This is a genomic window from Halobaculum rubrum (assembly GCF_019880225.1).
Taxonomy (GTDB): Archaea; Halobacteriota; Halobacteria; order Halobacteriales; family Haloferacaceae; genus Halobaculum; species Halobaculum rubrum.
Window position 1 is genome coordinate 329,327 of the sequence record NZ_CP082284.1, and the last position, 17,092, is coordinate 346,418.

Below are 17,092 nucleotides of genomic sequence, written 5' to 3' on the forward strand. Positions count from 1 at the left end.
TGTTTGTATTCTACCAGTGACAACCGAATCGACTAGCGTTTTTAGGTACTCATAGTATAGTGACCGACTTTATTTCGCCAACTATTTCTGATCCTCCATCTCTGGGGTCAATCATTTCTAAATACACAGGTGTGAAAGGCTCAGTATTCCTGAGCCGGTGTGGGAACTGGCTGTCATCTTGGGGTGTCACTCTAGTGTCTAACGGTTTAGTATGGTCTTGTGATACCTGACCTAGATCCAGTTCCATACTCCCACCCTCTTCAAATTCTACTTCAACATTTTCTCCCGAATTTTTTCGAATCTTTTCACTAATTGGCTCCCAAGTTCCAAATTCTTGCTGGATTGTTTGATTAGATTCGATACTTTCGAATTCTCTTTCGAGAGTGTTTATTTTCAGTATTAAATCTGCCAAATCAGGGTTTACTGTAACGGTATCTGGATCTATGTCAGATAGTCTTTGTTGTAATTCCTGTGCCTCATATTGAAGATCAGCTAGTTCCTCCTCATCACTCACATATGACTGAATATTAGCTGATGAAATAGACTGAAGATCTTGTTGAAGCTGAGTTACCAACCGTTCTTCGGCACCAAGTTCCTCAATTGTCTCATAGTATTTTTGACCCTGTGTGATTAGCCATTCACGCCAATCCGGCGCTGTTTCCACTAGTCCATTGAGAGGGCCCTCGGGAATTCCTTCGGTCACGTCATGCACGATGTCATTTCTCCGCTGACCCAGGACACCGCAGAACTTGTCGTATTTCGGTGGCGCTTCTACATCGATCACTCTTTCGATAGCGCTGGTGATCGTGTCCCAGTTTTGGGTTATTTTCGAAGGATCATGTGGTTTAGTCATATTCAGGTCTTCAAAATAGCTTTTCCTGACCTCATGAAGGACGACAGTTCCAAAGTCTAGAATATTTAAATAAGCGACTCGCCGTTCCACCATTGATTGGAGTGATAATGATTCCACATTTTCCAGATATTCCTCACCAAGTGCAGTTGACATAAATAAAACCCTGTAGCCGCCCATCATGAATCTGATGCTAAACAGCCTGCCGGGAATGAGGGCAAACACAATATTCGTGTTCGGAAGTCCCGCAATTTGGCCCTCGTTTGTCCGGAAGTGAACCCCGAAGTCGGCGCTGTATGGTAATTCTGCTCTTGAGATGCGGAAGATAGTCGGCTTCTCTCACCTATTCAAACCCGAAACGGCACTCTGTTCGCTCGATGTCGACGAGAGATCGCGTCCTGTCCCCGCAGGACACCGACGACGACGCGCCGGAGATCCGGTTCAGCATCGACGAAGAGGCGTATCAGTCCGACGAAGTCGGGCTGACGCTCTGGCGCGGGAACGGCCGCGAACGGTTCCGTGTCACCGACGAGGACGAAGCTATCTACGAGGATGCCGGCGTCGAGCCGACGTGGTGTGAGGTGACGATCCGGCGGCTCGGACTACACCTCGACGTGATCACGGAGTGATCAAGATGTGCGAAGTACACCAGAACTCGCCGATTCGTTACGTCCGTTCGCGAACCTCGCAGACGGATTCGACGGGGTCCACGTCGAGATCTCCGGCCATGCCGAGGAGCCGATCTCCGAGTGGTCGGTTGTCTCGATTCGCACTCATACCCTATGGCTGTCCAAAATCGGGCAAAAGCCTTCGGTCAGTCCTCGTCGTCGAGGTAGGCGTCTATCACCGCGTCGAAGTCGTCCGCATCCTCGTACTCGTCCCGCAGCTCCAGCGCGGCGCGGCCCCGCTCCGTGATCTCGTAGAGGCCGGCGTTCTCGTTGGGTCCGATACGGCGGACGAGACCGTAGTCCGCCATTTGTCCGAGCCGACTGTTCACGTAAGGACGCGACACATCAAGTGTCATGTGGAGATTCGCGGCCACGTTCCGCCCGTCGACAAGTGCGTCCAAGATGGAGAAGTCCACGGGACGGAGAATCATTGGTTCGCTATTCTTTCCGGTCGTAACTTGACTTTGAGTGGTTGTCAGCGTATTCATGCTAGCGGTTCAAACGCGTTGATACTTAGCTATCAATATCTTATCACCGGTAAGATTATCAGTAACCCGTTCACTTGGACGTGCAACGAAGGTGCTTCGCGGACCCGTCGCTGTCCGATGGGTCCGGCAGTAAGATGCGGACCCGACGTTTGGGCGTCGGTCCGCGCGGGCCTTCGTGAGTGGAGCACGAAAGCCATGTACGACGACAGCACACCGGGGCTTGAAACCCCCGAACGAGAAGACGTACCGCTTTTCCTGAGAACCGATTGTCCCGAGTGCGGCCGCGCGCTCGCGGATCACGGCCTATCGACGGCCGGACCCGGACGGACGACGCTCGCGCCGTGCGGGTTCGACGTGGCCGGCGTAACGCTTCGCGAGGTCGCGTTCGTCCTCGACGATGGCGCGTGCCGGGTCGCGACCGACGGAGGTGAACCGGCATGAGTGTCGAGGTGGACGTTGGCGATGACCGGAGCACGAACTGGACGGACCTCACCGCGTTCGAGGGGGATGTCCTCTACGCGCTCGCTCGCCTCGAAGCCGACGAGGAGACGTCCTACGGACTCGCGGTGAAGCGCGTCCTGCAGGACCTTTACAACCAAGAGATCAACCACGGCCGTCTCTACCCGGCACTGGACGACCTTGCAAAACACGGCCTCGTCGAGAAGTCCGCTCTTGACAAGCGAACCAACGAGTACGTCCTCACGGATACCGGGCGGGAGCTTCTCCGCGGCCGGATCGACTTGCTCGCCGACGCGTTCGCTGGGGGTGCGTCTGCGTGAACAAGAGCGACCTACAGCGGCTGGCCGACGAACTCGATCGTCGGGCTGATCAGCACGCCCTCTGCGCGAACAACCCGCTGAACCCCGCTTCGTCACTTCTCGCGGACGTCCGCGCCGATGCGTTCGGTGAGGCGGCCGAGCTCGCCCGCGAGATGGACGACGAGAACGGCGAGAACCGCGACGACAGATCCCAGTGCGAGATCTGCGGCGGCGACGTCGAGGACCCGCACATCACGAACGACGGTCACCCCGAGGGTCCGAATCTGTGGGCGTGCGCCGCCTGTGCGTCGGAGGAGCCGGGTGTGAATCCCGACATGGACGACGAAGCCGACGGAGGTGAGACAGCGTGAGCGACGTGGACGTTACCGCGCCGGTCGGCTACGTGTGCCGCGTCTGCGGCCACGAACAGACGGTCCACGTTTACCCCGTCGTTCGCGACGACGGCGCGACGCTGGACGTGGAGTCGACCCACCGCCTCGTGCAAGCCGGGTGTCCGGAGTGCGACGAACGCCGAACCCACGTCGCGGCGGTGACGCTGTCGGACCACGAGGGGGAGAACGACGCCGATCCGGGGGTGGCCCTCGACGGCGGGACGGCTGACCGGACGCTGACCCTCGACGGTGACGGGATCGAGGTTCCCGACGACGTGGACGTGTCCGAGGGCGTCGTGTTCCGCGCCCGCGGCGCGACGGTGGACATGAAGCCGGGCACGGCGGATCGCGACCGCTACCCGCTCATCAAGCGCCGGAGTCTGGAGGCCGACGGCCGGCGCGTCGTGAACCAACACCTCGGGATCCGTGAGGTGACGGTGAAGCCCTACGGAGAGGACGCGCGGACCTACCGCGTGGAGGTCGCGGAGGACGGAGGTGCGGTCCGGTGACGCTGGACGTGACGCGGTACATCGTCGGCCGGACGGCGTCGATCTCCTACGGGCCGACGGGCGCGAACGTCGAGGCGTGGGAACTCCGCTTCTCGACCCGAGAGGACGAGCGGATCGTGATCCGGTTGGACCGCGCGGACATGTACGAACTCTGGACGGAGGTCCGCGGCGTTCCGTGGCCGACGGTTCACAACGATCCGGAGCGTCGCGAGAAGGACGAACTCGTCCGTGAACTCGTGGAGCGGGCGAACGTCGCGGACGCCGCGCAGCTCCGTGAGGCGCTGGACACGCTCGGGGGACGAGAGTGAGCGACGATCTCGATCCCATGACGCCGGAGGCCGCGCTGGACTACTACGTCGACACGCGGCGGTACAACCTCGCGGACGAGACGTTGAAGTCTCACAAGTACCGCCTCGGGTCGTTCGTTCGGTGGCTGGTTTCCGAGGACCACGGCGGCGGTCCGATCATGAACATGAACGACGTGGACCTCCGGGATGTCCACGCCTACCGCGTGTTCAAGCGGGAGGAGAATTGGCCCGACATGGAGCCGTGCAACGCCGTCTCCATGCAGGGACAGGTGTCCACGCTCCGGGTGTTCTTCGACCACTTGGCCGACGTGAAAGCCGTCTCCCCGGATTTCAGCGACCGGATCCGGCTCCCGCAGGTCCGCGACGGTGAGGGCGTGGACACGCGGTTGCTGGAGGCCGAACGCGCACACGCGATCCTCGACTACCTGCGAGAGTGGGAGTATGCGACGCCCCAACACGTCGCCATGCTGTTGTTCTGGCGGACCTCGTGCCGCCTCGGAGGACTTCGATCCCTCGACGTCGAGGATTTCGACCGGGACGACGGCGCGCTCCAGTTCCGCCACCGCCCGCAACAGGGGACGCCCCTCAAGAACGGGACGAACGGGGAACGGGACGTCTCCCTGATCCCGCGCGTCGTCGGTGTCATCGAGGACTACATAGACGGCCCGCGCCGTCGCGAGGTCCAAGACGACTACGGGCGGAACCCGCTGATCACGACGGCCCGCGGCCGCCCGGCAACGACGACGTATCGCGATTGGGTCTACTTCTGGACGCAACCCTGCCGGATCGGTGAGGAGTGTCCGGAGGGCCGCGACCCGAACGAGTGTGAGGCGACAGCTCACGATACACTCAGTAAGTGCCCGGTGAATCGGTCGCCTCACCCCGTTCGCGCGGGGTCGATCACGGCCCACCGTGACGCCGGAACGCCGCGCGAGGTCGTCAGCGATCGCGGCGACGTTTCGGAGAAGATCTTGGAAGCGCACTATGACCAAGCCTCGAAGCGCCAGCGGATGCGCCGTCGGCGCGAGTTCATCCCCGACGAACTATGACACGTTACAAAATCGTAATGTCCCGTATCTCCCCGCGTCAGTCGCTTAGAACCGCGTTCCCGTGTTGGCCCATCCAAGGTATCACCGGCCCTTGGCCGGTGAGAATTGGGCCACTGGCTCCCCAGCCACCCAATTTCCGTGTCCTAACGATTCTGAGACGGTAGTCCATCGTTTTGTTCGGGAATACTTCTTGGTACCCCCCGAAGCCGTCGGGCGGTTAGTCTTCGCCGAAACAAGGCGACGGCGTGGTGCTGGAACTTGTTCCGGCTTCCCGCCTGTACGACCACCTCGGACCGACTGCTGCCCGGTCTGCCGTCACGTTTTAGTTCAAGTGTGATAATTTGAACACTAAGTATATTACAGAGGACGACTAAGCTGTAACCAACACAGGAGGGTTGGCGGTAGTGATCGCTCGCTGTGTACCAACGATTCCATGAATTTCAAAAACCTATTCGGCGACGACCGTGCCGTGTCTCCGGTGATCGGAGTCATCCTGATGGTCGCTATTACAGTGATACTCGCAGCGGTGATCGGGTCGTTCGTCCTCGGCCTGGGGAACAGCGTGCAACAGACCGCACCGAACGCGAACATTCAGTTTGATTTCAACGCTACTAATGTGACCGCAACTCACACTGGTGGTGACACAATCCCGTCCGGTGAGACACTGACTCTGAATGCAAGCGCCTCCAACAGCACTGCCTTCGATACACCTGTTGCCGCAGGTGACAGTGCTGTGACCGGATACAACACCGGCGACACGGTACGCGTGATCTGGACTTCCGAAAACGGAGAGACTTCACAGACGCTCGCTGAAGAGACTGCCCCGTAGAGCGACCCCCTCTGCTACTCCCGTTTTTGAATAACCGTCGCGACCAGCGACAGCCACGGAGATTCGTATGTGAGTGAGAAGCTGTGCTCGGATTTCTGGTTAGGCTCGGTGCCTGGTTCAGCCAAACTCCTGAATGTACGTCACTAAGGAGTGTTCTCAGATGAGTTGGTATATTTAGTACTAGACACCGCGTGGCGGCAAAGACCGAGCCGGCGTTCGGCGACCTCGACGCACCGAACACGAATCGGGAATCGAGCGGTAGCAACCGGTCGAATCCCGGCCCCGGTGACGATCGCGTCTCCGCGGTCAGAACCCCTCGCGGAGGAACGGCTCCGTCGGCGGAAACGCGTCCGCGAGCGCGGTCCGCACCGCCTCGCGTTCGACATCGACGGCGTCGAGTTCGACCAGCCTCTCGACTCCGTGTGAGCCGACAACCAGTCGCGAGAGCGCGCCGACGTCGAGGGATACGTCGACGTCGGTGTCGGCGGCGACGCGCTCGACGGTTCCACGCCCGTCGGCGACGCGGAGGCGGACGCGCCCGTCGTTCCAGTCGCACGTGTCGTCACGCACGTCGAACACGAGCGTCGTCTCGACGGCGTCCGGATACGAGATCGTCTCCAGTGCCGCCTCGACGTCGACGACGCGGGCCATCGGCCCGGGTCGGATCTCCGTCTCCGCGGCCCGCGGGTCGTCGAGGTCGTCGAACAGCCGGGTGGTCGACGGGCCGGTGAACCGAACCCGTTCGATCTGCGAGTCGTGGTTGCGACAGAACCGCAGGAGGTGTCCGCGCGCCGCACGGTCGGCGTACGCGAACTCGCTCACGGCCATCGTGTTCCCCTCGTCGTCGCCGTCCCGGATCGTGTACACGACGTACCCGCGGAGGTCGTCGCCGGGGTCGCCGTCGGTCCATCCGTACACGTACGGGTCGGTGTCCCGAGACCGGACCACCCGCAGGCGCCACCAGTCCTCGCTCCGGTCGAGGCGGAACTCGTCGTTCGCCCACTCGTCGTACACCGCGTCCAAGCGGGGCCAGTCGTCCTCCCCGAGCCGTTCGAACGAGCCCGCGGGGTCCGGGCACGCGCCGGTCAACGCGTCGGGGGAGACGACTATCCGCGCGTAGTCGCAGATCCGCTCGTACCCGAGCTGACGATAAAAGGAGTACTTGAACGGCCACAGCGCGGCGAACGCGACGCCGTCGTCGCGAAGCTCGCGGTGTACGTGTCCGAGGAGCGTTCGGACGAGTCCGCTGCGACGAGTCTCCGGCGGCGACGCGACTGTCGCGACCCCACCCAAGTCGCGAACGTCGCCGCGGATCCGCGCGGAGAAGTCGTAGTACCCGCAGACGACAGCGAGGTCGGCGGCGTCGAGATCGGCTCCGTCGGCTACGCCGGGATCAGTTCCGTCGACTGCGTCCGATCCCTCCGGGTCGGCGTGCTCGTAGAGACCCCGGGGGTGGAACGATGCGGGCTGATCGAGGTCCGACAACTCGTGGTTCGGCCCGCGTTCCGGCGAGAACGCGTACACGAGGGCGTCGTCGAAGGCGTCCTCGTGCGCGTCGGGGATCGCGCGATAGCGCATGACACGACCGGGTCCCTGCCGGGGCAAAGCGTTTGCGACACGATGGGACCGATACGCACGCCGAAGCGGTCGACACCCCGACGGCGGCTCCGACAGTCACGCCGGATCGCGGGGTTCTCGGTCCTGGAACACCCATCGACGGTATGGGCGAGGACACGAGGCTGCGCGACCGGATCACCAGCGACCGACTCCTGCTCGCGGCGGTGTTGGTGGTCGGTATCGCCGGAACGGGGGTCGTCCGCCGACAGCTGGGCCTCCTCGGGTTCAACGACCTCGGCCGAGTGGTGTTCATCCTCGGGTACGGGCTCACCGTGTTCGTCGTGTGGTACGGGTGGATCCGGCCGCTCGACATCACCGGCCCGGGCACCGACCGCGACGTCCCGCCGTCGGGGTCGTCGTTCGACGCGCCGAGCGGAGCCGACCCCGAGGACGACGGCGACGGCTCGGGTGGTGACCGGTCGACGCCCGGGACCGATCGACCGAACTGATCGGTTCGGCGATCTCGGAGGACCCGGTCGGGTCTCGGGACGCCTCCTGCGACCGCGATCTCCGGCGGGGTCGTCGAACGGAAACGAGCCAGAACGGAACGTTAATGCGGCGGCCGTGGCGAACTGGAGACAAGAGATGATCCCGCTCCAGATCGTCGACAGCTTCCTGCTCCCGTACAACGTCGGACAGGCGCTGCTGCTCGGGTTCGTGCTGACGACGCTCGCCACGCTGCCGGTGTCTCGCAAAGCGATGGCGCTCAACACGATGCTGTTCGGCGTGGTGTTCCTGCTCACGCCGCAGTCGCTCGTTCCGGTTCATTACCTCTTTCTCGGCATCGTGCTGGTCGTCATCGGACCGCTCGTGTTCGTCGTTTCACGGCGGTAATCCGCGGCTACGGCCGGCCCTCGCCCCACGTCTCGTTCACTACCGAACGGGAGCGGCAGACGCTCGCCCCGAACGTCATCCTTTTGCCCGCCGCGCCGGACCGACGCGGCATGGTAACCGCCCGCGCGCCGGCGACCAGCGCGAACCTCGGGAGCGGCTTCGACACCTTCGGCGTCGCGCTCTCGCACCCGGCAGACACCGTCTCGGTCGAGCGTGCAGCCGAGACGACGATCGAGGTGAGCGGCGCGGGCGCCGAGTTCATTCCGACCGACCCCGAGACGAACGTCGTCGGCGCCGTCGCCGACGCGCTCGATGCCCCCGCCCACATCCACATCGACAAGGGCGTGCGTCCCTCCTCGGGGCTGGGCTCCTCGGCGGCGTCCGCCGCCGCCGCCGCGGTCGCGCTCAACGAACTGTACGACCGCGGCTACAGCCGTCACGACCTCGTCCCCGTCGCCGCCGAGGGCGAGGCGGTCGTCTCCGGCGAGGCCCACGCCGACAACGTGGCCCCGGCGCTGCTCGGGGGGTTCACGATCGTCCGCAGCGACGACGGCGCGACGAGCATCGGGACGGACCTGTCGCTGGTCGCGTGTCTGCCGGAGGTGGTCGTCTCCACGCGCGACGCTCGCGGGGTCGTCCCCGACTCCGTGTCGATGGCCGATCACGTCGAGACGGTCGGCAACGCCGCGACGCTCACGGCCGGAATGTGCCGGTCCGACCCGCGGTTGGTCGGGCGCGGGCTCGACGACCCGGTGGTCACGCCGGCGCGGGCGGAACTCATCACCGGGTACGCGGGCGTCAGGGAGGCCGCACTGGCAGCCGGCGCGACCGGGGTCACCGTCAGCGGTGCCGGTCCGAGCGTGCTCGCGGTGTGTGAGCCCGGCGAGCGGCGGGCGGTCGCCTCGGCGATGGTCGAGGGCTTCGCCGACGCCGGCGTCGGCGCGCGGGCGTACCAGACGGCCGTCGGCGACGGCGCGACGGTGCTGTAGCTCCGAGGGTCACTCCAGCGTCCGCTCCGGGAAGCGCTCCCTGACCTTCGGCTCCGGCACCTCGCAGGCGTCTTTCCTCCCGAACACGTCGTAGCGGTACTCGGCGACCAGATCGTAGACGGCGTCGCGGATGCGACGCGGCACGACTCGCAGGGTCCACGCGAGGTCCCACGGCGAGTCGAGCCGGCGGGCAACCCGCAGCGCCGCCGCCGACTTCAGGTGTGCCCCCGCGGCGTCGACGAGAACGACCGAGTCGTAGTCCGCCGTCGGCAGGTCGTGACGCTCCAGGAGTGCCCGTCCGACCGGCGAGTCCAGCGGCGCGAACCGAAACACGCCCGCATCGTCGTGGCGGACGAGAAATCGGATCGCGCCGTGACAGAGGTTGCAGACGCCGTCGAAGAGGACCACAGGGTGACGATCGGGGTCCACGTCCGTGAGGGGATCCGTGTCGGCGTCGGCCATACCGGCCGCTACGTGGGCCACGGATTTCAACGTCGTGGCGGCGACACGGCGTGCCCGAGTGTGGCTGACAGGCGACACGGCCCGCACGCTCCGCGGGACGGCGTGTCGCACACCCGCGTGCGCCCCGCGGCCGGTCTCACGTCACGACGGTCGCGTCGCTGTGGTCCCGGTATCGGAGAAAAACGTTCGTGCGAGCGGCGGCGGATCGTGACCCTACGTTAGACGCCGCGGCCCTGGAGTTTCTCTTCCTCGGGCATCGTCTCGTTGGCCTGGCCCTTCATGCCGGCGCCGATCCCCTTCGCGATCTCCATGAGCGTCTCGGGGTCGTCGTAGTTGTTGACCGCCCGGACGATCGCCTCGCCCATCTCCGTGGGGTCCTCCGCGCCGAAGATCCCCGAGCCGACGAAGATGCCGTCGCAGCCGTGCTGCATCATGAGCGCCGCGTCGGCCGGCGTCGCGATGCCGCCGGCGGCGAAGTTGACGACGGGGAGCCGGCCCATGTCGGCCGTCTCGTGGACGAGCTCGCGGGGCGCCTCGTTCTCGCGGGCCCACTCGTCGCGCTCCTCGTAGTTCATTCCCGACAGCTTGCGGATGGAGCGTTGGATGCTCCGCTGGTGGGTGACCGCCTGGTTCACGTCGCCGGTGCCGGCCTCGCCTTTCGTGCGGATCATCGCCGCGCCCTCGTCGATGCGCCGGAGCGCCTCGCCGAGGTTGCGCGCGCCACAGACGAACGGCGCGGTGAACTCTCGTTTGTCGATGTGATAGCGCTCGTCGGCGGTCGTGAGCACCTCCGACTCGTCGATCATGTCGGCGCCGGCGGCCTCCAGGATCTGTGCCTCCGCGGTGTGGCCGATGCGGGCCTTCCCCATCGCCGGGATCGACACCTCGTCGATCACCGCCTCCAGCTTGCCCGGGTCGGCCATCCGCGCGACGCCGCCGCGCTTGCGGATGTCGGCGGGGACGGACTCGAGGTGCATCACGGCGACCGCGCCGGCGTCCTCGGCGATCCGCGCCTGCTCCCGGCTGACGACGTCCATGATCACGCCGCCCTTCTGCATCCGCGCGAAGCCGCGCTTGACCAGGTCGGTCCCGCGTTTGAGCTCCTCCAGATCGGTCTCCTCGGTCATGTATGTGCATTCGCGCGTGCGTACGTAACGGTTGTCCTTCCCCGGGCGAAGGGGCGCCCGAGGGCGTCGCCCTCGGGGTGTCGTTCAGCGCGTACACAGGGGGGTGGCGGGAGGTGTGAGGGTGGAGAGTTGAGCAGACGATCGGAGACCGAGGCGACTGTGACCGGCCGTCGATTCAGGCGTCGGCCTCGATCGCCTGATCGATCCGTCGCTCCACCTGCGGCAGCCGTCGGCCGACGAGCTCCGGGAGCCGTCCGGGGAGCTTCTCGCGGGTCCGTTCGAGCGCGTCGGTGAGCGCCGCCGTCCGCTGTCGGAGCCCCCGCAGACGGTTGTCGGTGCCGTCGGCGTTCCCGGCCTGCGCCGCCTCGTTCGCCCGCTTGGCGGCCGTCGTCGTCGCCTCCAGCGCCCGCAGGAGGCCGGTGAAGCCGTCCGAACCGCCTCCGGGCCCTCCGCCGCCGCCGGTTCCGGCGCCGTCGCCGCCGTCATCGTCACTGTCGTCGCCGGCCGCCTCGGCCGCGGCCGCCAGCACGTCGTCGACGACGTCCTCGGCGCTCCCTTCCTGCTCGGCGGTGCTGTCGGGGACGCCGACCTCGTCGATGCCGTCCGCGTCGCCGTCGGCGAAGACGGTCGCCTGCGCGGTCGTCTCAGTGAGGATCGTGAGCAGGAACGACACGAGCGAGGCCTTCCCGGTCCGGGGCTCAAGGATCGTCGCCGTCGCCTGGTCGGCGCGGGGGTTCACGCGGAAGGCGCCAACTGCACCCGCCTCGTCCTCGATCTCTGTGGTGTAGGCGCCCTCGCGGTGGGCGTACACCGCGACGCCGCGGTCGCCCTCGTTCGCGCCCGTGCCGTCGGCGGCCGTCGCCGTCTCGGTGCTCCCGCCGTCGTCGCCGCTACTGGCGCCCGCGTCGTCGCCGTCCGCGACGCTCGGCGGGAGCCCGTCGTACACCGCCCCGGCGAAGTCGTCCTCGACGGCGACGCGGCCGACGCCGGGGGCGTCCGCGGGCGGCGACGCCCGCACCTTCACCGCGTCCTCGTTGGGCGCGACGACCACGTCGCCGTCGACGCCCGCGGTCGTCGGTTCGCCGTCCTCCTCGTGGGCGAGGCCCTGGCTGAACGGCGCGACGCCCGCGCCGTTGACCGTGAGCGTGTGGTCGCCCTCGGGCACGTCCTGGAGCGCGACGACGCCGTTGAACGTCGGGACGGCCTCGGGGTCCGATTCGAGGAGCGCGACCCCCTCGACGGTCGGCTCGACTGTGTCGACGCCGTTGCTCCCCGGCGCGTCGTCGCTGGCGGTCGCCTCCCGCAACAGGCCGACGACGTCGCCCGCGAGGCCCGTCACGTCGACGTCGAACCGCTCGGAGAGCGCCGAGCGGTGCCGGGGGTCGGTCACGTCCGCGATCGGGTTCGCGAACCGCGGCTGGCCCTGCGGGGTTCCCACGGTCGTGAGGTGGGACGCGATCGCGTCCTCGGCGAAGGAGGGAACGGCGAACTCGAAGCTCAACTGCGGCCCGGCGTACTCCTCGATCCCGACCTCGGCGATCGGTTCGAGGGCGTAGTCGTAGTCCGCTTCCGCGGCGTCCTCGGCGTCCTCGAAGGTGAACCGCAGTTCCGTCTCCCGAAGCGGGAGGTTCTCGGGCGGGGACGGGATCCCCGAGAACGAGTCGACGGTGAACTCGGGGGGAACGAGGTGGTCACGGGTGACGTTCGGGAGGTCCGGGTGCTCGTACAACGGCGCGTCGTCGAGTTCCGGGGCCGAGAACGGGAGTCGGTACCCCTCGCCCCGTGGCAGCCCGTACGCCGCGGGGATGTCGAAGGGCGCGAGCGAGCCGTTGGAGACGTCCGCGATGTCCGTCGAGATCGGGAGTCGCTCGAACACCGCCTTCGTCTCGTTCACGCCGAGCGCCGAGGAGTGGCTCCCGACCTCGCTGATGACGCTCGCACGGTCGGTCCCGGGGTCGAGATACTCGTTGTTCGGCACCTTCCGGGAGTGCGCCGAGGCGACGAGCAGGGTCGGATCGCCGGTCTCGGGGTCGCCGGAGTCCTCGCTCACGTCCAGGAACGCGTGCAGCACCTCCCAGTCGTGCCAGTGGAAGTTGATCGAGAACTGGTCGAACGCCGAGTACATCCAGTACTGGACGACGACGAGGTCCGTCTCGGGGTAGTCGACGGCGTTGTAGAACACGGTCCGGTTCGGCGGCTCGCCCGCCTGGTCGGTGTCGCGGGAGTAGCCGTCGAGGGCGGCGAAGCCGTCGAGCACGGACTCGCCGTCCGCCAGGTACTCCCGGGGGTCCGTCGGGAACCACCGTTCGCCGACGCCGAAATACAGGTCCGGCGCGTGAGCGACCGCGAGCGTTCGCGCCCGCTCGTCGTCGACGGTGCCGGTCTCGGGCGTGTCGCCGCCGCCGATCAACCCGGAACAGCCCGCGAGCGACGACGCCCCGACGGCGCCGGCGGCCGCGAGCGCGTCGCGGCGCGTGATCCCCGGGGAGGCCGTCCCGTCGACGTCCGTTTCCCGGTCGGCGGCGGCGCGCCGCCCCCCGGGCGCTCCCTCCGGGTCGGCCCGGTCGCGAGTTGGTTCGGTCACGCTTCCTCGTGGGTGACCGACCGCATCATCGTGTACACGTCGTCGCTCTGCCCCGACAGCAGCGACGGGTACGCCCCGACGGTGACGACGAAGTCGGCGCCGGCCCGCACCGCCTCGGACACGTGAATCCGCACCTCGGTCGTGACGCCCTCGGCGATCGTCGCGTCGGCGGTGAACAGCCCGACGGTGGTGTCGGTGCCGAGCACCGCGACAGTCTCCTCGCCGTCCTCCCGGAGGTTGTCGATCCCCTCGTACTGGGTGAGCATCCGTCGCGCCAGCTCGCGGGTGCTCATCTCCCCGACGGGGTTGAACGTCCGCCCGGCGATCTCGACCGCCGGGGTAGAGAGCGCGACGAACATCGACGCGCGGAGGCGTTCGCCGAACACCTCCGCGGCCTTGTCGTACTGCGCGAGCTGGTTCGTGACGACGACCTCGCGGGTCTGACCGGCGACGGTGAACTCCCGAGTCAGTTCCATCGGCTCGATCCGATACTCCTCGAATCCGGTCGACTCGAGCGTCGAGTCCGGAACGGACGCGAGCGTCGCGGAGAACTCCGCTGGCTCGGAGCCGGTGATGACGCCGAGACAACCGCTGGTGGCGGCCGCGCTCCCCAACGCGAGTGCACCGCCGGCCGCGCGCAAGACATCCCGTCTGCGTGCCTCTCGTGACATGGTCGGAACATAGAGACCGAACGGTATCAGTCCCGGGGGTGCCACACCGCGGTGAGACGACCATATCGTCCGCGTCGCCGTTCCGCACCGAGCCCTCACTGCCCGACACCGGAATCTCATCGCCACACACGGGGGGACGACCCGGCATCGCACCGCTTTTGACGCTCGGACGGGTACGTCGTGTACTGAATGATCTCGAAGGGCTGTGAACAGTGCTCCAAGGGCGGGAAGATGGTGCTGTTCGTGTACGGCTACTGCGACCAGCGCGACTGCTTCTACTGTCCGCTCGGGGAGAACCGGAAGAACGTCACCGACGTGTACGCCAACGAGCGCCTCGTCGAGTCCGACGAGGACGTGATCGAGGAGGCCAAGCGCATGTCGGCGCTGGGCACCTCCATCACCGGCGGCGAGCCCCAGGAGGCGATGGAGAAGACGACTCGGTACCTCCGGCTGCTCAAAGACGAGTTCGGCGAGGACCACCACACGCACCTCTACACCGGTATCCCGGGCGGGCGCGAGAACATGCGCCGTCTGTCGGAGGCCGGGCTCGACGAGATCCGTTTTCACCCGCCCGTCGAGCAGTGGGGCGACCTCCACGGCACCGAGTGGGAGGACATCCTGTACGTCGCCCGCGAGGAGGGCCTGACGCCGGCGTTCGAGATCCCCGGTATCCGCGCGGAGGAGGAGTTCCTCGAGTTCCTCGACGAGGGCGCCGCCGACTTCTGTAACATCAACGAGTTCGAGATGTCCGACGGGAACTACCGCCGGATGCAAGAACAGGGGTTCGAGCTGCAGGAGGGGCACATGTCCGCAGTCGACGGCTCGAAGGAGGCGATCCTCGACGTGATGGGCGACCACGAGAAGGTGTACTTCTGCACCTCCGTGTTCAAGGACGCCGCCCAGCACCGCAACCGCCTCAAGCGGATGGCGCGCAACCTCCGGCGCCCGTTCGACGAGGTGACCGACGACGGCACCCTCGTGTACGGGAAGACGTACACCGAGCCCGAGCGCTTCGAGCGGCTGGAGGTCCCCGACGAGTTCTACAGCGTCAAGTCCGAGCACGTCGAGGTCGCGTGGTGGCTGCTGGAGGAGATGATCGAGGCTGGCGACCTCGACGACGGCGAGGTCGTCGAGCAGTACCCCACCTACGACGGCACGGTCGTCGAGCGGACGCCGCTGGCGTAGCCGGGACGACCGCTCCAGTGAAGGCTACGGGACGGCGATGGATGTCGCCCGTACGGGACGGCGTTCGAGGGCGCCGGCCGGGGCGACGGACGTCCGACGGTGCAACCGGGCCGTGAGGACCGTCCCCCGGTCACTCCTCGGTTCGTCGACTGCAAACGAGGACCGGCCGGTCCGTCCCGAGAATGACCTCCTGAGAGACGCTCCCGAACAGCACCTTTCCGGCCTTCGAGCGCTCGCGTCCGGCGATGGTAATGGCATCGACGTCCAGTTCGTCCGCGGCCTCGATGATCGACGTCGAGGGGCTCCCGCTCGTCTCGTGGTACTCCACGGCGATCCCGGCGTCCTCGAGAATGTTCGCCGCGTGTCGGACGGCGGCTATCTGCCCGACGGACGCCCCCTCGAAGTTGTCCGTGAAGTCGTGTAACAGGTGCGCGGTGGTGTGCTCCGTGTCGAACAGGTCGCGAACCGTCTCCGCCTGGGCGACCGCGCGGTCGTCGCTCTCGTCGAGAGCCAGCAGGACGTGCTTCATACGTACTAATTGATAATGAAGGAACATATGCGTACGGGTGGTTTCGGAGGGGATGGCCGCGTCGGAGTTCCACCCACCTTCGGAGCCGTCACTCCCCGAGCGTCACCGCGTCGTCCGCGCTCCGACGCAGCGCGTCCGATCGCCCGTAGCTTCCAGGCGCGATCGCGAGCGTCCCCAGCCCGTACTCGTTGGCGACCTCCAGCGCGGGCTTGAAGTCCGTGTCGCGGGAGGCGATCGCGACCGTCGCCGCGCGCCGCTCGGCCGCGAACGACGCCACGTCGACGGCGAGCTTCACGTCCACGTCGCCGCTGGTGGTGATCACCTGAAAGCCGTTGGCCTCGGCCGCCTGAATGAGCCCCGGCGTGGCGTGCTCGTCGAGGTAGAGCCGCGCGGTGACGAGACCCCCGTCGTGGTCGTCCTCGCGCGTCGCCGCCGCCCGCAGGTCGGCGAAGTCCACCTCGAACTCCTCGCGAAAGACGTTCGGGCCGTCGACGAACAGCGCGACGCCCCGCGGCGCCGCGGGGTCGCCGTCGGCGTCGTGCCACGGGCCGCGCGGACCGGCCGTCCGGGCGTGGGCGGCGGCCCGCTCGTCTGTCGCGCCGGCGTCGCCGCCGGCTGCGCCCGGTCCGAAGACGCGATCCAGCAGTCCCATGGCGAGGGGAACGGACGGCGGGCGATACGCGTTCCGGTTCCCGCCCCGCCGGCGTGTCTGTCACTCGCCGGCGCGAGGGAAACCGACATACCCGCCGCCCGCGATCGGACGGGTATGAGCAACTGGACCGACGCGATCGTCGGCGAGCGGATGACCGTGGACCGCGAGTTCACCGACCGGATCCGGGCGTCGGAGTTCTCGAATCAGGAGTGGGGACTGATCATGACCGCCGTCGAGTTCGAGATCGAGGACGCCGACGACTCCGAGGAGGCCCGGATCGTCGCCGACACCTCGAAGCTGCCGCAGATCATGCCCGAGTTGGACAACATCTCCCAGCAGATGGGCGCGATGGCCGGCGGCGGCTCGGACGGCGGCTCCTCGGGCGGCGCGTTCGGGGAGATCGTCTCCGACATCAAGGACGCCGTCTTCGGCGCCGGGGGCGGCGGCGGCGTCGACGAACAGAAGCTCGAGGCGGCGGAGCGACTCACCCAGGAGTACGCCGACGAGCTTCAGCGTCACCTGGAATCGAAGGGGAAGTTCGAGCAGGTCCGGCTCGCGTATCAGGAGTAGGTTCACCTCGCGTACGAGGAC

The 17,092-nt window shown here is 66.4% G+C and carries 21 protein-coding genes and 1 pseudogene; 13 read left to right on the forward strand and 9 right to left on the reverse strand.

The features are described 5' to 3' along the window. Positions 1–49 precede the first annotated feature (49 nt). Positions 50–1,006, reverse strand: a complete 957-nt coding sequence (locus tag K6T25_RS01725) for a hypothetical protein (protein ID WP_222915966.1) — start codon at positions 1,004–1,006, stop codon at positions 50–52. A gap of 221 nt (positions 1,007–1,227) precedes the next feature. Between K6T25_RS01725 and K6T25_RS01730 the strand changes: the two genes are divergently transcribed. Further along, positions 1,228–1,479, forward strand: a complete 252-nt coding sequence (locus K6T25_RS01730) for a hypothetical protein (RefSeq protein WP_222915968.1) — start codon at positions 1,228–1,230, stop codon at positions 1,477–1,479. Positions 1,480–1,664: 185 nt separating this feature from the next. On the opposite strand, the gene K6T25_RS01735 is transcribed toward K6T25_RS01730, so the two are convergent. After that, positions 1,665–1,934, reverse strand: coding sequence for an ArsR family transcriptional regulator (locus tag K6T25_RS01735; protein ID WP_345778227.1), 270 nt, complete (start codon positions 1,932–1,934; stop codon positions 1,665–1,667). A gap of 267 nt (positions 1,935–2,201) precedes the next feature. Here K6T25_RS01735 and K6T25_RS01740 point away from each other — a divergent pair, with 267 nt between their 5' ends. The 7 genes from K6T25_RS01740 (at position 2,202) to K6T25_RS01770 (ending at position 5,851) form a co-directional block, all read left to right on the forward strand. Then, positions 2,202–2,447: a hypothetical protein gene (locus tag K6T25_RS01740; RefSeq protein ID WP_222915972.1), complete on the forward strand. Its 246-nt coding sequence runs from the start codon at positions 2,202–2,204 to the stop codon at positions 2,445–2,447. Next, entirely contained in the window at positions 2,444–2,785 is a 342-nt protein-coding gene (locus K6T25_RS01745) for a PadR family transcriptional regulator (protein ID WP_222915974.1), read from the forward strand. Before K6T25_RS01740 ends, K6T25_RS01745 begins: the two co-directional genes overlap by 4 nt. Beyond that, a complete protein-coding gene (locus K6T25_RS01750) occupies positions 2,782–3,135 on the forward strand; it encodes a hypothetical protein (protein WP_222915976.1) in 354 nt (117 codons plus the stop codon). Before K6T25_RS01745 ends, K6T25_RS01750 begins: the two co-directional genes overlap by 4 nt. Beyond that, positions 3,132–3,665 carry a hypothetical protein gene (locus K6T25_RS01755; protein WP_222915978.1) on the forward strand — a complete coding sequence of 178 codons (534 nt, stop codon included), beginning with the start codon at positions 3,132–3,134 and terminating at the stop codon, positions 3,663–3,665. The genes K6T25_RS01750 and K6T25_RS01755 overlap by 4 nt, the downstream gene beginning before the upstream one ends. Beyond that, positions 3,662–3,973, forward strand: a complete 312-nt coding sequence (locus K6T25_RS15500; RefSeq protein WP_225917780.1) for a hypothetical protein — start codon at positions 3,662–3,664, stop codon at positions 3,971–3,973. The genes K6T25_RS01755 and K6T25_RS15500 overlap by 4 nt, the downstream gene beginning before the upstream one ends. After that, positions 3,970–5,022, forward strand: coding sequence for a tyrosine-type recombinase/integrase (locus K6T25_RS01765; protein ID WP_222915979.1), 1,053 nt, complete (start codon positions 3,970–3,972; stop codon positions 5,020–5,022). The genes K6T25_RS15500 and K6T25_RS01765 overlap by 4 nt, the downstream gene beginning before the upstream one ends. A gap of 433 nt (positions 5,023–5,455) precedes the next feature. Beyond that, positions 5,456–5,851, forward strand: a complete 396-nt coding sequence (locus K6T25_RS01770; RefSeq protein WP_222915980.1) for a type IV pilin domain-containing protein — start codon at positions 5,456–5,458, stop codon at positions 5,849–5,851. A 306-nt stretch (positions 5,852–6,157) separates the two neighbouring features. Here the strand turns inward: K6T25_RS01770 and K6T25_RS01775 are convergent, their stop codons facing one another. After that, positions 6,158–7,429, reverse strand: coding sequence for a GNAT family N-acetyltransferase (locus tag K6T25_RS01775; RefSeq protein WP_222915981.1), 1,272 nt, complete (start codon positions 7,427–7,429; stop codon positions 6,158–6,160). Between the two features lie 143 nt (positions 7,430–7,572). Between K6T25_RS01775 and K6T25_RS01780 the strand changes: the two are divergent. The 3 genes and pseudogenes from K6T25_RS01780 to K6T25_RS01790 all read left to right on the forward strand — a co-directional run. Next, positions 7,573–7,791: pseudogene (locus K6T25_RS01780) on the forward strand (DUF7996 family protein); the annotation flags it as partial. Positions 7,792–8,053: 262 nt separating this feature from the next. Beyond that, entirely contained in the window at positions 8,054–8,302 is a 249-nt protein-coding gene (locus K6T25_RS01785) for a DUF8006 family protein (RefSeq protein ID WP_222915982.1), read from the forward strand. A 110-nt stretch (positions 8,303–8,412) separates the two neighbouring features. Beyond that, positions 8,413–9,291 (forward strand): homoserine kinase, encoded by an 879-nt coding sequence (locus K6T25_RS01790; protein ID WP_222915983.1) that lies wholly within the window; start codon positions 8,413–8,415, stop codon positions 9,289–9,291. A 9-nt stretch (positions 9,292–9,300) separates the two neighbouring features. On the opposite strand, the gene K6T25_RS01795 is transcribed toward K6T25_RS01790, so the two are convergent. The 4 genes from K6T25_RS01795 to K6T25_RS01810 form a co-directional block, all read right to left on the reverse strand. Continuing rightward, positions 9,301–9,753, reverse strand: a complete 453-nt coding sequence (locus K6T25_RS01795; RefSeq protein WP_222915984.1) for a thiol-disulfide oxidoreductase DCC family protein — start codon at positions 9,751–9,753, stop codon at positions 9,301–9,303. A 218-nt stretch (positions 9,754–9,971) separates the two neighbouring features. Further along, on the reverse strand, positions 9,972–10,880 hold the full coding sequence (gene pdxS / locus K6T25_RS01800; protein ID WP_222915985.1) for a pyridoxal 5'-phosphate synthase lyase subunit PdxS: 909 nt from the start codon (positions 10,878–10,880) through the stop codon (positions 9,972–9,974). 175 nt (positions 10,881–11,055) lie between these two features. Next, positions 11,056–13,464 carry a hypothetical protein gene (locus K6T25_RS01805; RefSeq protein WP_225917781.1) on the reverse strand — a complete coding sequence of 803 codons (2,409 nt, stop codon included), beginning with the start codon at positions 13,462–13,464 and terminating at the stop codon, positions 11,056–11,058. Next, positions 13,461–14,135, reverse strand: a complete 675-nt coding sequence (locus K6T25_RS01810) for a DUF6517 family protein (protein ID WP_222915986.1) — start codon at positions 14,133–14,135, stop codon at positions 13,461–13,463. The genes K6T25_RS01805 and K6T25_RS01810 overlap by 4 nt, the downstream gene beginning before the upstream one ends. 189 nt (positions 14,136–14,324) lie before the next feature. On the opposite strand from K6T25_RS01810, the gene K6T25_RS01815 reads away from it, so the two are divergent. Continuing rightward, the gene (locus K6T25_RS01815; protein ID WP_222915988.1) at positions 14,325–15,320 is read left to right on the forward strand and encodes a radical SAM protein; all 996 of its coding nucleotides are present in this window, start codon (positions 14,325–14,327) and stop codon (positions 15,318–15,320) included. Between the two features lie 130 nt (positions 15,321–15,450). On the opposite strand, the gene K6T25_RS01820 is transcribed toward K6T25_RS01815, so the two are convergent. After that, positions 15,451–15,849 (reverse strand): universal stress protein, encoded by a 399-nt coding sequence (locus tag K6T25_RS01820; protein ID WP_222915989.1) that lies wholly within the window; start codon positions 15,847–15,849, stop codon positions 15,451–15,453. An 88-nt stretch (positions 15,850–15,937) separates the two neighbouring features. Next, entirely contained in the window at positions 15,938–16,492 is a 555-nt protein-coding gene (locus K6T25_RS01825) for an NYN domain-containing protein (protein WP_225917865.1), read from the reverse strand. Positions 16,493–16,615: 123 nt separating this feature from the next. Between K6T25_RS01825 and K6T25_RS01830 the strand changes: the two genes are divergently transcribed. Next, positions 16,616–17,071 carry a DUF5799 family protein gene (locus K6T25_RS01830; RefSeq protein ID WP_222915992.1) on the forward strand — a complete coding sequence of 152 codons (456 nt, stop codon included), beginning with the start codon at positions 16,616–16,618 and terminating at the stop codon, positions 17,069–17,071. Positions 17,072–17,092: the final 21 nt, after the last annotated feature.

Bases quoted from the DNA above. Each gene is read 5' to 3' on its own strand.
- K6T25_RS01770 (WP_222915980.1), top strand. From the start codon at position 5,456: ATGAATTTCAAAAACCTATTCGGCGACGACCGTGCCGTGTCTCCGGTG.
- K6T25_RS01790 (WP_222915983.1), top strand. From the start codon at position 8,413: ATGGTAACCGCCCGCGCGCCGGCGACCAGCGCGAACCTCGGGAGCGGC.
- K6T25_RS01740 (WP_222915972.1), top strand. From the start codon at position 2,202: ATGTACGACGACAGCACACCGGGGCTTGAAACCCCCGAACGAGAAGAC.
- pdxS (WP_222915985.1), bottom strand. From the start codon at position 10,880: ATGACCGAGGAGACCGATCTGGAGGAGCTCAAACGCGGGACCGACCTG.
- K6T25_RS01730 (WP_222915968.1), top strand. From the start codon at position 1,228: ATGTCGACGAGAGATCGCGTCCTGTCCCCGCAGGACACCGACGACGAC.
- K6T25_RS01820 (WP_222915989.1), bottom strand. From the start codon at position 15,849: ATGAAGCACGTCCTGCTGGCTCTCGACGAGAGCGACGACCGCGCGGTC.
- K6T25_RS01815 (WP_222915988.1), top strand. From the start codon at position 14,325: ATGATCTCGAAGGGCTGTGAACAGTGCTCCAAGGGCGGGAAGATGGTG.
- K6T25_RS01785 (WP_222915982.1), top strand. From the start codon at position 8,054: ATGATCCCGCTCCAGATCGTCGACAGCTTCCTGCTCCCGTACAACGTC.
- K6T25_RS01830 (WP_222915992.1), top strand. From the start codon at position 16,616: ATGAGCAACTGGACCGACGCGATCGTCGGCGAGCGGATGACCGTGGAC.
- K6T25_RS01795 (WP_222915984.1), bottom strand. From the start codon at position 9,753: ATGGCCGACGCCGACACGGATCCCCTCACGGACGTGGACCCCGATCGT.
- K6T25_RS01745 (WP_222915974.1), top strand. From the start codon at position 2,444: ATGAGTGTCGAGGTGGACGTTGGCGATGACCGGAGCACGAACTGGACG.
- K6T25_RS01775 (WP_222915981.1), bottom strand. From the start codon at position 7,429: ATGCGCTATCGCGCGATCCCCGACGCGCACGAGGACGCCTTCGACGAC.
- K6T25_RS01810 (WP_222915986.1), bottom strand. From the start codon at position 14,135: ATGTCACGAGAGGCACGCAGACGGGATGTCTTGCGCGCGGCCGGCGGT.
- K6T25_RS01725 (WP_222915966.1), bottom strand. From the start codon at position 1,006: ATGTCAACTGCACTTGGTGAGGAATATCTGGAAAATGTGGAATCATTA.